Source organism: Vicinamibacteria bacterium (assembly GCA_035620555.1).
In the GTDB taxonomy this organism is placed as follows: Bacteria; Acidobacteriota; Vicinamibacteria; order Marinacidobacterales; family SMYC01; genus DASPGQ01.
Genome location: DASPGQ010000081.1, coordinates 1 through 13,493 on the forward strand (window position 1 = coordinate 1; position 13,493 = coordinate 13,493).

Sequence of the window (13,493 nt, forward strand, 5' to 3'; positions counted from 1 at the left end):
GGATGCCGATAGCGTGTCAGGGTTCGTCATTGAGAAGCTGTGTCGATGGATGTGGTCAGCCTAACGGTGCGTTTCAGCGGCGGCGCGTCGACGTCGGTCCCGAAGGCGATGACCTCTCGATTGAGCTCTTCATCCCAAGAAAACTCAGCGCCGGCCGTTGCAACGCAATGTTATGTGGTCACCTATTTGAGCCCCAATTGTTGGCGTATGAGTTCGCAGAGAGTGTTCTTGATTTCCCGATGCCGCGGGACTGGCGCTCTGCGTCCGTTGGTTGGGTTGAGGAATATGTCGTGTCGCCCGCCAGACCGATGAAGCTGACACCCAGCCTTCTCGAGTTCCCTGACGAACTCCTTACGGTTCAAACCTAGACCTGGATTTCGTCCGTCTGGACTGGCGTACCTGTTGGCGGTTGCTGGTCTTCCTGCAACAAGTGGTAGGCATCCTTCAGGTTCTCCTTGAGGTCCGCCAAGGTCTCCCCTTGGCTAAAGACACCCGGCATCTCCTTGAGCCTGCCCACATACCAGTCCTCATCCATCCAGTATTCGAGCGTGAACGTTGCCATATGACTATTATGCTCCCGTTTGCCGATCTCCATCTAAACAGGGCCGTTCAGCTGCGAGCGGAGAAACGCCTTCGCTCCATTACTGGGAGTCCAGCGGCGATGCAGCGGTGGACCTCGTCATCGAGCGCGGCGCGAATGTGTACGGTCTCGAGACCAAATCGACCGCGACGCCGGTCCCGAGGCATGCCGAAGGTCTCCTCAAGTGGTTGAAACTAGCCGGTGCTTCGGCCAAAGGAGCGCTTGCCTGTCGCGTCGACCGGCCGACCAGCCTCCGCAAGAGTGTTCGGACGGTTCTCTGGCACCTCGCTTGGTAAACGACCCGCGTTCTCTTCATCGTGCTGCTCGGCGCGGCTTTCCACCCCGCGCGTGCATTAGCGCCTATGCGTCGCTCGCGAGAGCCGACTGAAGATTCATCGCTCGCCTCGGGGTGCGGGCTCGTCACGAGGTCACTCGGCATGAATCAGCTCGACTGTGATTTTCGCAGACAGCTCATAGAGGTCGGTGCGCCGATCCTGCAGAGGGCGGACGCTGCCGACGTGTCGTTGCTGGTTGAGGCTTCCGAGATCGATCTCGCTGATGACCACTGTCTCGATGTTGGGCTCGGCCTCGGCTAGCTTGGCCTCGAGCGGAAACGAGAAGTCGCTCGGCGTGTAGATGCCGGCCTGGCCGTAGTTGATCAAATAGGGACGCACCGCAGGCAGGGTACCGACGTTTCCCGAAAGAACGACGTAGATGTAGTTCTCGACGGCGCGCGACTGAGCACAGTAGCGAACGCGAAAGTAGGACTTCTTTTCGTCCGTGCTGAAGGGGACGAAGATGACCTCGACTCCCATGCCCGCCAGGAGGCGCGAGAGCTCGGGGAACTCGATGTCATAGCAGACGAGCACCGCGAAGCGGCCGCGAGGGGTGTCGAAGAGCTTGAGCCCCTTGCCCGGCTGTACATCCCACACCTGTCGTTCGCTCCGGGTGATGTGCAGCTTGTCCTGCGTATGGATCTGCCCTCCGGGCGTGAAGACGTGGGCGACATTGTAGACCTTGTCCTCTCGAATGATCGGATGCGAGCCGCCGATGATGTAGAGGTTGCGGTCTCGAGCACGGGAACTGAGCAACTCCCGGTATTGGCTTGCCATGCCGGCGAGCTCACGGATCGCTTGCCGGTCATCGAACCCCGGGGGCAAAATGCTGAACAGCTGCGCCGTGAAGAGCTCGGGGAGCACCAGGAAGTGGGAATGATAGGAGTCCGCCGTGTCGACGAAGAAATCCACAGTTTTTTCGAACTCATCCCAAGACTGGATACGGCGCATGAGATACTGTGACGCGCACACCCGGATACGACGCAAGGGGCGTTTGATCGGAACGGTCGCGATTCTGCGACGCTCGGGTCGAAAATCCGGATTGGGCATCTCGATCACGGTGCAATAGTTGAGGCTCGAGCGGTCGGACATGTAGTCGAAGAGAATGCGCTTCGGCTCGTAACCAGCCTTGAGATGAGCGCTCAGGGCGGAATCCTTCAATTCGCCCCGCTGGACGGCGGAGACATACTCCTCCGGTGTCATTTCACCGGCATAGTCCTGGTAACCGGGAATGCGTCCGTAGGCGACCATGCGTTTGAGGTTATACGTTTTGAGGAGTTTCTTGCGCGCTTTGTAGAGCTGTCCGGCGATCCCTATCCCGCGGAAATCCGGGTGAACGGCGATGTCGGAGCCGTAGAGTGTGTCTCCGTCGGGATCGTGGGTGCTGAAGGTGCCCGAACCGGTGATCTCGTTCCACGTGTACCAGTTCTCGTCGTCTTCGAGCTGGACGATGATGGAAGTGGCGTAGCCGACGATTCGGCCTTTGATCTCGGCGAGGAACTGGCCTTCGGGGAAAGCCGCGAGTTGGAGCTCGTGAAGGCGCTTTCCAAAATGCGACTCCGCCGGATAATCGGGATAGGCCGCTTTGTGACATTCGATGATGCCGGGGATGTCCTGCTTCGTCCAGCGACGAACCTTCACGACCGGCTTCGAGCTCATTCCGGAAGTATATGGCATAGGCGAAGAACGACCATCTGGTTACGATGAAGCTGCCGCCTGAGTTACACTCGCAGCCGAATTGCACGAAGTCCGGTTAGCGCGGAGCCAGGCCTAGTTGACCTTTGCTCCATCGCTCCTGTGGCTTTTGGGGGGAAGTCTCGCCGCTTACGTCGTGGGGCTCTACGCTCTTTGCTTCCGGATCCAGGGGCGAATCCAGACGTCGGAGGACTATCTCGTCGCCGGGCGGAAGCTGACGCTTCCCTTCGCCACCGCAACGATCCTCGCCACCTGGTTTGGCGCCGGTACGGTTCTCACCGCGGCCGACGAAGTGAGGGCGTCGGGACTCAAGGCAGCTGCTCTCGAACCGCTCGGCTCGGGAGTTTGTCTCCTGATCGCTGGATGGTTCATGGCTGGTCCGATATGGAAGATGAAGCTTCTTACGCTCAGCGATCTATTCCGAGCTCGATTCGGACGCCACGCGGAGGTGCTTTCTGCGCTCGTCATGGTACCGAGCTACTTCGGCTGGGTCGCCGCCCAGTTCGTGGCGCTGGCCGGAATGCTACAGCTCTTTTTCGGGATCGACCTTTCTGCAGGCATCCTGATCGTAGCGCTCGTCGGATCCGGTTACACACTGCTGGGCGGAATGTGGTCGGTCACCCTGACCGATGCCCTCCAGATGGCCCTGGTGCTGGCGGGCCTACTCGTGCTCGGGTTCTCCACGCTGACGGGGCTCGGCGAGGGCAGCGCCATCGTCGGTCTGGTCCGCCTCTGGAACGATACACCCCCCGAGCTGAGAAACCCGATCCCCGCGACGACCCTCCGGGATTTCACCGATTGGGTCGCGGTTTTCGCCATCGCCGCACTGGGAAACCTCCCATCCCAGGACATCGTTCAAAGGATCTCGGCATCGAGGACGTCGGCCGTCGCAAGGCGGGCGTGCCTCTGGAGCGGCTGCCTGTACATCTCCTTCGGCATCATTCCCGTGGGTCTGGGTCTAGCGGGACGCATCCTGTTTCCCGAAAGCCTGAACGCCGCGATCCTTCCCGCCCTCGCCCATGGATTCACTCAGCCCTTCGTCGCCGTGACCTTCACGGTGATGCTCGCCTCGGCGGTATTGTCTTCGATCGACAGCGGTATCCTCGCTCCCGCGGCGGTGCTGTCGGAGAACCTCTTCCGCTATGCCAACCGGGGGCGCCTGTCGTCTCTCACGCTGAACCGCATTGCCGTGGCCATCGTGGGAGCGGGGAGCCTCGCCATGGCCTACTCGGGTCAGAGCGCCTACGGATTGCTCGAGGATTCCTACGAGGTCGTCTTCGTGAGCTTGTTCGTTCCCATGGCTTTCGCGGTCTATGGCTGGCGGTGCTCGGGGAAGGCTGCGGTGGCCTCCATGAGCTCGGGGATCCTGATCTGGTTCGTCCACTGGACGGCAGGGTGGCAGTACCTTGCCGAACCGTTCCTCCCCGTTCCCATCCCCGCTTCGCTCAGCGCGACGGTCGCGAGCCTTTTGGCCTACCTCGCTTTCTGCCGAACCGGGCGCGGTTCATCGGGCTAACGGGTAGGAGAGACCCTCGTCTCAGCTCGGTAGGACTCGAGGGACAGATCTCGGTCGAGCATGGTCCACGCGCTCGATCCGAAGGATCCCGCATCCTCGGGAGATCGTTTTGGACGTTCGCCCCGTTGGCCGAGTCCTGCGTGTACGCGCTCGCTGGGAAGATCTCCGCACGCAGAGGAGGGACTGAGCCAGCACTTGATCCTTGTGGATCTATTTCGTCTCGAACGGATCCAACGCGAGAACCGAACCGTACAGGCGTCCCGACTGAAAGTCTTCGGAAAGAATCGTCTCGAGCCCGAAGTGCTCGGCGAAGGCCCACATGTGTGCGTCGAACCAGCTGAGCTGATAGGCCGCTTGACCGCGAAAGGCAAGCCGCAGGAGCGACTCGTTCGGATACAAGACGTCGATCTGAGAAAGCAATTCCTCCGCTTCGCGTCGGGCGTCCTCGAGCGAAAGGAGCGGAGGACCCTCTCTCGTAGCCCGCGTGGTCGCCGCGACGAACTCGACGATCGCCTGATGGGCCACGCGAGCCGTATCGTTCGCGATGCCCGCCCTCAGAATCTCGTCGGCGCGCGACTGCTTCTCCGGAAATCGAGGATCGAACCGGTAGACCAGGACGTTCGTGTCAATGAGAGCGGCCACGTTCGTAGAGCTCGTCCCTCGTCCAACCTCGATCGCTCGCTTCGCGCGTCATTTCGTCGCGATCCGCCTGCCTCTTCTGTTGCCGCTCGGTCGCTCGATCGAAGAGCTGAAGGCGCTTCTCCGTATTCAACTTCGGCAAGGTGCGGCCCGGACTCAAGCGGATCCCGTCTCCGGAGGCGGACCACTGGATTTCGTCACCAGGCTCGATGCCGTATTTCTCCGCGAGGGCCTTGGGTATCGTGACTTGGAGCTTGCTCGTTACTTTCGCCACAGTGTCCTTATTTTAGCAAGGACCAAATCCGTGATCCAGAGAGGCTCCGCTCGCGCTGCAGACGGTCCGGAGATGATCCCTTCTTGGGCGCGCGGCTACACGTTGGATCGCGGGAGCGACTGAAGGATAATCGCATCTCGCCCGCTCGCTCGAACGCCGTTCTCGTGTTACCCTGAAATTCAATCTGCTCAAAACCAAATAGCTCGACGGCTCCGCGGGAAGTCGCCTGCAAGGAGGAAACCATGAGTATCGTCGGATTGGCGCTCATCGTGGTCGGAGGTATTGCTGCGCTCGTCACCGGAATCCTGATTCTGGTGCAGGCGTTCAAGGAAAGCGTCCTCTGGGGCCTCGGCTCGCTGCTCGTGCCTTTCGTAATCCTCATCTTCGTGGTGACTCACTGGAGCGACACCGGCAAGCTGTTTCTCTACAACATTGGTGCGTCTGCCGTCTTGCTGGTGGGCTCTCTCATGGCTGGACTGGGCGCACAGAATTTCCCCACGAACTGAGATCCTGCGAGCATCGAGCGGCTACGCGTCTCTCGCAGCAATCGACGGAAGGTTCAACGCCTCGCGAACGACGTAGAGCGGTCGTCGCCGCACTTCCGAGGCGATCGTGGCGACGTACTCCCCGACGACCCACAGCCCCAGTAACTGGACTCCCCCGAGGAAGAAGATCGAGCCCACGAGCGCCGGGGTATCGGTAAGCAACACGGCAGCGAGTGCGCCCACGCTCACGAGAGCACCGGCGAGGCCCAGCAAGCCGATGGGAAGGCTGCTGAAGCCGAACGCCGCCGCTTTCGCCAGACGCATCATGTCGCGCAAGCGATACTTGCTCTCGCCGCTCTGGCGCGCCGGGCGGTCGTAGTCGACGCTAAACTGGCGAAAGCCGATCCAGGCGACGAGCCCTCGCAGAAACCGCTGCTGCTCGGGAAGACTTCGCAGCGCTTCGGCTGCTTTTCGGGACAGGAGGCGGAAGTCGCCGGTATCGGTCGGTATGTCGATCCGGGTGAGCATCCGAAGCGCGCGGTAGAACAGGAAGGCGCTTCCCCGCTTGAACGCCGTCTCCCCCGGTCGAGCTCGCCGGCGGGCGTAGACCACGTCGTAGCCCTCCCTCCAGCGGGCGACGAGGTCCGGCAGCAGCTCCGGAGGATCCTGGAGATCCGAGTCCATCGTGACGATCGCTTCACCTCGCCCGTGGTCCAGCCCGGCGGTCAGGGCGATCTGGTGGCCGAAGTTGCGACTCAGAGCCAGGACCACGACTCGTTGATCCTGGGAAGCCAGTTCGCGAAGCAAACGAAGGGTTTGATCGGCGCTTCCGTCATCGACATAGAGAAGCTCGAAGCTCTCCCCCATCGTTTCGAGGGTGCCGACGAGGCGGCGATGGAGCTCCATCAGACCGGCCTCCTCGTTGAATACCGGAAGCACGATGCTGAGGGTCGGAGGGGTCACCATGGACGATCGGGTCGGTCCGTCCGTTCTCGGACCAGATGACCGCGCGAGCGGTGGGACCAGGCCTCGGATATCGAATCGAAGCTTCGCGCAAGCACGCGGCGTATGATGGACCGGACCCCGAATCGAGATCAAGACTCGGGTATAAAAGCCCTCATGGTTTCGGGCGAAGCGCGATCGAATCGACCGTGGCGGACGGCGTATTTCGCTACGACTTTGGCGATCGTTCTGCTCACCTACTTCCTTCGCCTCGGGTTCCTGGAAAGACGCGGTTTCAACCCGGACGAGCTCCAACACCTTCACAGCTCCTGGTGTATCTCGCAAGGGTTCTTGCCCTATCGGGACTACTTCGACCACCACACGCCCTGGCTGCATTTCGGCCTGTCGATCCTCTTTTCAGTCTTCGACGTGACCACCGATCCCGAGGAGGCGATTTCGCTCATTTTTTCGGGACGGCGGGCCATGTGGGTGATTACGGGGCTGATCCTCGCGTTGACGTTCTGGGTCGGACGTCAGCAACGAGGCGTCGACGTGGGGCTTATGGCCGTCCTGCTGCTTTCCAACACGGTCATGTTTCTCGGCAAGACGCTCGAGATCCGACCCGACGTTCCCGCGTCCGCACTCCTGGTTCTCGCGGTCGCTCTTTCTACCTCGGCCCTGCGAGTCCCTGGGCCTCAAAAGGCTCGTTGGCGTCTCGTATCGAGCGGCCTCGCGCTCGGCGCCGCGGTCATGTTCACCCAGAAGGCGCTGTTCGTCCTGCCCGGTTTCGCCGCGGCGCTCGCGCTTCACCTCTGGGAAGGGGGCAAGAGCCGCCTCAATGAGACGTCACGAAACGTGTACTGGCTCGCGGGTGGTTTCCTTCTCCCTATCCTGGGAACTCTGTCGTTCTTCGCAATCGAGGGCGCGCTCTCCGATTTCATCGAGCTGAGCTTCCTGATCAATCTGCGCTGGAAAGCCCGCCTGTCGGCGTGGCCGCTCTTCGAAGAGCTGACGGTTCAGAATCCGTTCCTCGTCGCCCTTGGCGTGCTGGGTCTCGTGAAAGCGGCGGTCGAGCTGCGTCGCCAGAGCCTTCCCCGAGCCGCCACCGCTCTACCCCTTCTCGCGACGATCTCCCTGGTCGTCGGCGCCTTCCTGATTCCCGTACCGCACCGTCACTACGCTCTCGCTTTCTTGCCTTTCGCCGCCGTCTATGCGGCCAAGGGCTTTTGGGACGTCGTCGTCGCGTTCCTCGCGCTTCTCCGACGAGGTTCCCGCCACGGCGCTGCGGCCATCCTTTTGATAACGCTCAGCCTGCATCCACTCTACCAATCGAGGGTTTTCTGGGAACGAAGGAACTGGAGCACGCTTCAAGCCATCGAATGGGTTCTCCGTAATGTCGGGCCCGATGAGACGGTACTCGACGGGTTCAGCGGTCTCGGAGTGTTTCGGCGGCACGCGTTCTTCTTCTTCTTCCTCCACGACGAGATTCGCCCCATGCTGCGGGACGAGGACTGGCGAGAGCTAGTCCAGGGCCTCGAGAGCGGCTCCATCGCACCCAAAGTCGTGGTCTTCGATCGTCACCTCGAGGAAGGGCCGCCGGAACTGCGAGAGCTCATCGAGCGCGATTACCTGCCCGCCGAGCCCGAGCCCGTACGCGTGAGATTCGTCCGCGAGTCATGGCGTGACGCTGGCCCGCGGGTGCTCGGCCTAAGAGCATCCCCATTGCCGTACGTCCTGGTCGAGGAGGGCTGGTATGCGCCGGAGGAAGAGGGGGGCATCGAGTTCCGCCGCTCGCGGGGAAAACGTTCCCGGCTGCGGGTGCCAATCGTCGAGCCCCAAGACTTCGAAGCCATCATTCGGGGTCGCGCGGAGATGACGGCTGACGACGTCACGATGGAGCTTGCCGTCAACGGTGTCTCGGTCGGCGAGCTCGAGCTTGTTTCCGGCTGGCAAGACTACGCCTTCTCGATATCGAAGAGCCGTCTGAAGCCGGGGCTCAACGATTTCTTGATCACGTTCTCGCAAACCCCGCGCCAGCTGGATCCGAGCCTTCCAGCCCGAAATACGGTCCTGGCGGTCCACTCGCTCTCGCTTCGGCTCCCATGAGCGAGGGCTCAGCAGGCTGATGAAAAAGTACGACCCAGCCTGCCGAGCGGCGGCCAAAACGTCTGCCGCGAGATCGGCGCGCTTGCCGCGCCGTAAGCAGCCCGAGCCGTGGCGGCCCGATCGATCACAGGTCCCGCCACGGCATTGAGTACTAGACGCCCACGTCATGGGATGTATCCGAGGGCCCTCAGCTGATCGCGCAACCGGTCGGGGATCGGCACGCTCTCGCCATCCAGTCTGCCCTGGGAAGAGATCTCGGCCACCCGCCCGGCGAGAAGACGCTGCAGCTTCGTGATTTCGTCGTGGCTCTCGTTGGCCAGGTTCTCCGTCTCCTCGGGATCTTCCACCGTATCGTAGAGCTCGATCCGACCGCTGCCCTCGTCCCAAATCAAATGGAGGCCGTCCGTTCGGAGAGAAAGCAATCCCGGCTCGTTCACTACTCCGCTTGCGACGAGGCCTTCCCCGGGCGCGTCATGGGGTGGATCGCCGTCCGATAGCCAGGGCGAGCGGTCACGCCCCTGCACGGCGGGGGGAATAGGCATCGACAGCACGCTCAGAAGCGTTGGCATGACGTCCTCGAGGCTCACGAGCTCGGAAATCCGGCGGCCGGCCCATGCCGCCCCTGGCTTTCGGATCCAGAGAGGGACGTGAAGTTGATGGTCGCACAGGCTATGGCCGTGCTCCCAGCTTCCGTGCTCCAGGAACTCCTCTCCGTGGTCGGAAGTGAGAACGACCCAGCTGCGGTCGAGGCGGCCCGAGCTTCGAAGCTCGCCGAGAAGCGTCCCGAGCTGTCGATCGAGACGGCGCACGGCCGCGGCGTACTTCGCCCTCCAAGAAACAAGTCGAGCGTTCTCTTCCCGATTCGCCCACGGTGTCGCATCGAGATGGCGAGCGCGTGCCGGATCGGCCGGCGATATCGGGCGGTCCTTCCCCAGGCTCGAGCTCGTCTTCAATGCGAGGTAATCGCGCTCCGGAGCCACGTAAGGTGCATGCGGGCCCAGGAAATGCAGATAAAGAAAGAAGGGCGACTCGGGATCTCGGGCCGCCAGCCATTCACGGGCCCGCTCGATGACCGCGCCGTCGTTCGCCTCGATGGAGTAGCGACCGAAGCCCTGCGCGTAGCCGAAATCGGCCGCGAGCCAGCTGTTCGAGACGAAGGCAACGGTCTCGAATCCCTGTCCGCTCAGGACCTCGGCGATCGTCACCGCCTGCTCCGACAAGGTGCTCGTGGCGTACGACGTGATTCCATTCTTTTCCAGCACACCATGACTCAAAGGAGAGAGTCCCGTCAGCAGGGACGCGATCGAGGGCTTCGTCCAGGGGGCGGCCGCAAAGGCCTGCTCGAAGCGAACCGATTCGAGGGCCAGCCAGTCGAGGCTCGGGGAAACCGGCCCATCGAATCCGTGGACGCCGAGAGTGTCGAAGCGAAGCGTGTCGACGACGATGAGAATGACCGAGGGCGACGCCGGCATTTGCGGAGGAGTTCGTTCCGCAACCCGAGGGTCACCCCAGGAAACTCGTATCCGGTCGGCCCAGGGCACTTCGTTCAGACTCCGCACGGGCCGATTCTCGAATCGCAACGTGACGTTCCGGCCCGCCCACGCTGCCAGGTCGAGTCTCGCCTGATGCCAGCGATTTTGATCATCCGCCCGCAGCGTTCGCCGAAACACCGGGACGGCAAACCGATCGTGAATCACGCTCGCGGCGAACTCGACACGGGCGCGCGGCGCTCGGCTCTCGCTCGCAACCGCGAAGGAGAACGTCAGCTCGGGATGAGCCGGAAGCGTCACCTCGAGGTCCAGCCGTCCGGGAAAATCGAGCCCGAGGGAAGGGAGACGGGCACCGTCGAGCTCGAGCTCGCCTGGAACCACCCCCTTCACCGGTTCCGCGAGCACGCGATCAATGAGTGAGATTTGCTCGGGCCCGCCACAAGAGATCGCCAGGAAGACCGAGAGACTGACCAGGGCCGCTCGTCGTCTACTGAGCCGTGGGTGGGCGCAGAATATCTTCATGGCGGGCGGCGTTCAATCTTAGGGTGCGCTCCGAGCGGGAGCAAGACCGAGCGAGCGAGCGATCATGGGAATATTTCTCGGCGTTCGCGGTACTAACAAGGTGAGCAGCCCGAGCCGGGGCGGCTGATCGATCGCGGCTCCCGCCATGGCGATGAGCAGATAGATTATGGACTGTCAGGAGGGCCTCCCATGATCCGACATGATGCTCTCGGCATAAGCCTCCTGTTACTGTTCGCCTCCCGCGCTGGCGCACAGCCCTCATCGACCGAACCCCCACCGCTCCCCGAGACGATCGTGCTTCAGGCAAAGCCGGAGCTGATATCCCTTCACATGGACGAAACCAGTCTCCATGAGTGCTTCCTCGAGGTCGGTGAGCTCGGGGGAATCACCATCCTGTTCGACGAAGCCTACCGCGACAAGCGGATCACGGTCGCTTGGGACGAGACCTCCTTCCAGGACGCATTGGAACGGCTGACGCTGATGCATCGCCTCTTCTACAAGATCCTCGATCCCCGCACGGTCATCATCGTGCCCGATAACGCGCAAAAGCACCGTCAATACGACGACATGTTTCTTCACACGTTCACGATTCGGTTTACCGACATCGAACTCATCGCGAACATGTTCCGAGCCCTTGCCGGTATCCAGCGCGTCCAGCCGAATGTCGAGCAGAGAGCGGTAACGGTTCGTGCGACTCGTGATCAGATCCTCGTGGCCCATGGCATCGTCGAGCGCAACGATCGGCCGGCGGCCGAGCTTCGCGTCGATGTCGAGGTCCTCGAGGCCCGCCTGTCTGCAGACCCACCCGTGGCGGTTCCCACTCTCGACGCCTATCACCGTTTCAAGTCAGATACCGAAGCGACGGTGCTGTTTACCGAGGCGCTACCGAGCGTGGCGGCCGGGCGCATTCACGTTGTCCTGCAGGGCGGTGCACCCGTGGTCGTCACTTCGTCACCGGTGGAAGGCGGGCAGTCGGAGGAAGCTCAACCCGAAGCCCGCTCCGTCGGTCTCGATCTGACAATCGTTCCCGAGGCCCTCGAGGGAAGTGCCGTCAGAATGGCGGTCAGCCTCAGGGCAACCGTGCCCGCGGGAGCAACGTTCGACGCCGAATCCTTTCGAACGCGAGCCGTCGAGACCGAGGTCCGGGTGGCGCCGGGCGAGCGCGCGCTTCTGCACGGCCTGGCGGACTCTCGTGAGCTCGAGGCTGTATTCCCCACCGTCAGGCGGGACGATGCGAGCCGCGGCACAATCGTTTCCATCAGCGCTTCCGTCGTGCGAGAGGGCGAGCTGGCCGGTGCTTTGCCGCCGATGCCCGCAGGCACCGAGGAGAGAATCAGGCTCCATCGATAGATCGAGATCCAGCGGCCTCTTTCCTGTTTTAGTAAGCCTTTTACGCCCCGTGTAACCCGTTTTTCGCACCGTGCCGCAAACGATAAGCGGGCGAGGTATTCCCGCGGGCATGTGAATTGCTACCTCATTGCTTCGATGGGCGGTCGAGGGTGAACGTTTTGACCCGCGTGTCACAGCTCGTGCATCGGGCTTTCCTGCCGCTACTCATCTTCTACCCCACGAGCCGTTGCAACAGTCGATGCGTTTCCTGCGACTGGTGGAAGAGCACCGGCGCGGACGATATGACGCTCGACGAGATCGCCACGATGGCACAGTCTCTCGGAACGCTTGGTACGCGAGTCGTTCTCTTCTCCGGCGGTGAGCCTCTGGTACGACCCGATCTCTTCGAGATCGCCGCTCTCTTCCAAAGCCAGCACGTGCGGCTCGAGCTTCTCACGAGCGGCGTGCTCTTGCCTCGCCATGCTCGAGAGGTCGCCGACCTCTTCTCTCGGGTCACGATCTCTCTCGATGCGACGAGCCGGGATGCGTATCGATCGGTGCGTGGACTGGACGCTCTCGCGGCCGTCGAGGCAGGCGTCGACCGGCTCCGGCGCCTGGCGCCCGGGCTTCCGGTGACGGCACGTTCGACGCTCCACAAGCGAAACTTTCGCGAGCTTCCCCGGCTCGTCGAAAAAGCGCGCACCATGGAGCTCCACTCCATCTCGTTTCTCGCCGCGGACGTCTCGACCTTGGCTTTCGGGCGCCAGCACCTACCCGCGGCCGACGAGTTGCTCCTGGATTCGAGCGAGGTCGAGGAGATGCGGGCGATCGTCGAAGACATAATCGAGAACGAGACCGAAGCCTTTTGGTCGGGGCGGATCGCCGAAAGCCCCGACAGGCTCCGCCGAATCCCTGCTTACTACGCCGCCCTCTTGGGCGAGGAACCGTTTCCGCGCGTCTCCTGCAACGCGCCCTGGATCTCGGCGGTGGTCGAGGCGAACGGAAACGTTCGCCCCTGCTTCTTTCACGCGGTGATCGGGTCCTTGCGGGAGAGACCGCTGACCGAAATCCTGAGTGAGGATCTTCCCGCCTTTCGCAGCGAGCTGGACGTCGAAAGAAACAGCCTGTGTCAGCGGTGTGTGTGCTCGATCCGGGTTGGACCGAGGAGCCCGTTGTGGCACTGACCGCCGAAGCCCTCCTCGAGACGCAGCGGGCTTTCGACACCGTAGCCGATACCTACGATGACGACAACGAGAGGAATCTCGTGCTCCGGGCGATGCGTCGCCACACGCGAAACGCCGTCCGCGCGATCGCGTCGGAAGGATCCACGCTCCTCGATCTCGGTTGCGGGCCGGGAGCCGATGTCGAGTACTTCGGCCGCCGAGGCTACCGGGTAGCGGCCATCGACTGGTCGCCCGAGATGGCTCAGGAGGCACAGAGGAGAGCTCGCGCTTCGGGACTCGAGGATCGGGTCACGGTGCGTCACCTGGGGATTCATGAGCTCGACCGGCTTGGCGACGCCTACTTTGCCTGCGCTTATTCGAGCCTCGGACCGCTGAACTGTGTCCCCGACCTCGCGG

Annotated in this window: 13 protein-coding genes; 6 read left to right on the forward strand and 7 right to left on the reverse strand. The window is 62.4% G+C overall.

Translation table 11 applies throughout. The annotated features are described in order from the left end of the window. Positions 1–182 precede the first annotated feature (182 nt). From VEK15_03205 to VEK15_03215, 3 genes are all read right to left on the reverse strand, one after another. Positions 183–362, reverse strand: coding sequence for a type II toxin-antitoxin system HicA family toxin (locus VEK15_03205; protein ID HXV59678.1), 180 nt, complete (start codon positions 360–362; stop codon positions 183–185). A gap of 2 nt (positions 363–364) precedes the next feature. After that, the gene (locus tag VEK15_03210; protein ID HXV59679.1) at positions 365–562 is read right to left on the reverse strand and encodes a type II toxin-antitoxin system HicB family antitoxin; all 198 of its coding nucleotides are present in this window, start codon (positions 560–562) and stop codon (positions 365–367) included. Positions 563–1,008: 446 nt separating this feature from the next. Next, complete coding sequence (locus tag VEK15_03215; GenBank protein HXV59680.1) at positions 1,009–2,574, reverse strand: bifunctional GNAT family N-acetyltransferase/carbon-nitrogen hydrolase family protein; 1,566 nt, start codon at positions 2,572–2,574, stop codon at positions 1,009–1,011. A gap of 115 nt (positions 2,575–2,689) precedes the next feature. Between VEK15_03215 and VEK15_03220 the strand changes: the two genes are divergently transcribed. Next, positions 2,690–4,126 carry a sodium:solute symporter family protein gene (locus VEK15_03220; protein HXV59681.1) on the forward strand — a complete coding sequence of 479 codons (1,437 nt, stop codon included), beginning with the start codon at positions 2,690–2,692 and terminating at the stop codon, positions 4,124–4,126. 210 nt (positions 4,127–4,336) lie between these two features. Here the strand turns inward: VEK15_03220 and VEK15_03225 are convergent, their stop codons facing one another. Both VEK15_03225 and VEK15_03230 read right to left on the reverse strand, forming a co-directional pair. After that, positions 4,337–4,768, reverse strand: coding sequence for a PIN domain-containing protein (locus tag VEK15_03225; GenBank protein HXV59682.1), 432 nt, complete (start codon positions 4,766–4,768; stop codon positions 4,337–4,339). Beyond that, entirely contained in the window at positions 4,752–5,039 is a 288-nt protein-coding gene (locus tag VEK15_03230; GenBank protein HXV59683.1) for an AbrB/MazE/SpoVT family DNA-binding domain-containing protein, read from the reverse strand. The genes VEK15_03225 and VEK15_03230 overlap by 17 nt, the downstream gene beginning before the upstream one ends. A gap of 242 nt (positions 5,040–5,281) precedes the next feature. On the opposite strand from VEK15_03230, the gene VEK15_03235 reads away from it, so the two are divergent. Then, positions 5,282–5,545 carry a hypothetical protein gene (locus VEK15_03235; protein ID HXV59684.1) on the forward strand — a complete coding sequence of 88 codons (264 nt, stop codon included), beginning with the start codon at positions 5,282–5,284 and terminating at the stop codon, positions 5,543–5,545. Positions 5,546–5,566: 21 nt separating this feature from the next. Here the strand turns inward: VEK15_03235 and VEK15_03240 are convergent, their stop codons facing one another. Further along, a complete protein-coding gene (locus VEK15_03240) occupies positions 5,567–6,490 on the reverse strand; it encodes a glycosyltransferase family 2 protein (GenBank protein HXV59685.1) in 924 nt (307 codons plus the stop codon). Between the two features lie 213 nt (positions 6,491–6,703). On the opposite strand from VEK15_03240, the gene VEK15_03245 reads away from it, so the two are divergent. Beyond that, positions 6,704–8,572 carry a hypothetical protein gene (locus VEK15_03245; protein HXV59686.1) on the forward strand — a complete coding sequence of 623 codons (1,869 nt, stop codon included), beginning with the start codon at positions 6,704–6,706 and terminating at the stop codon, positions 8,570–8,572. A 164-nt stretch (positions 8,573–8,736) separates the two neighbouring features. On the opposite strand, the gene VEK15_03250 is transcribed toward VEK15_03245, so the two are convergent. Next, complete coding sequence (locus VEK15_03250) at positions 8,737–10,584, reverse strand: sulfatase-like hydrolase/transferase (GenBank protein HXV59687.1); 1,848 nt, start codon at positions 10,582–10,584, stop codon at positions 8,737–8,739. A gap of 189 nt (positions 10,585–10,773) precedes the next feature. On the opposite strand from VEK15_03250, the gene VEK15_03255 reads away from it, so the two are divergent. The 3 genes from VEK15_03255 to VEK15_03265 form a co-directional block, all read left to right on the forward strand. After that, the gene (locus VEK15_03255) at positions 10,774–11,934 is read left to right on the forward strand and encodes a hypothetical protein (GenBank protein ID HXV59688.1); all 1,161 of its coding nucleotides are present in this window, start codon (positions 10,774–10,776) and stop codon (positions 11,932–11,934) included. Positions 11,935–12,083: 149 nt separating this feature from the next. After that, positions 12,084–13,097, forward strand: a complete 1,014-nt coding sequence (locus tag VEK15_03260; GenBank protein HXV59689.1) for a radical SAM protein — start codon at positions 12,084–12,086, stop codon at positions 13,095–13,097. Further along, positions 13,088–13,493: class I SAM-dependent methyltransferase (locus tag VEK15_03265; GenBank protein HXV59690.1), on the forward strand; the 406-nt coding region annotated here is incomplete at its 3' end. The genes VEK15_03260 and VEK15_03265, both read left to right, overlap by 10 nt.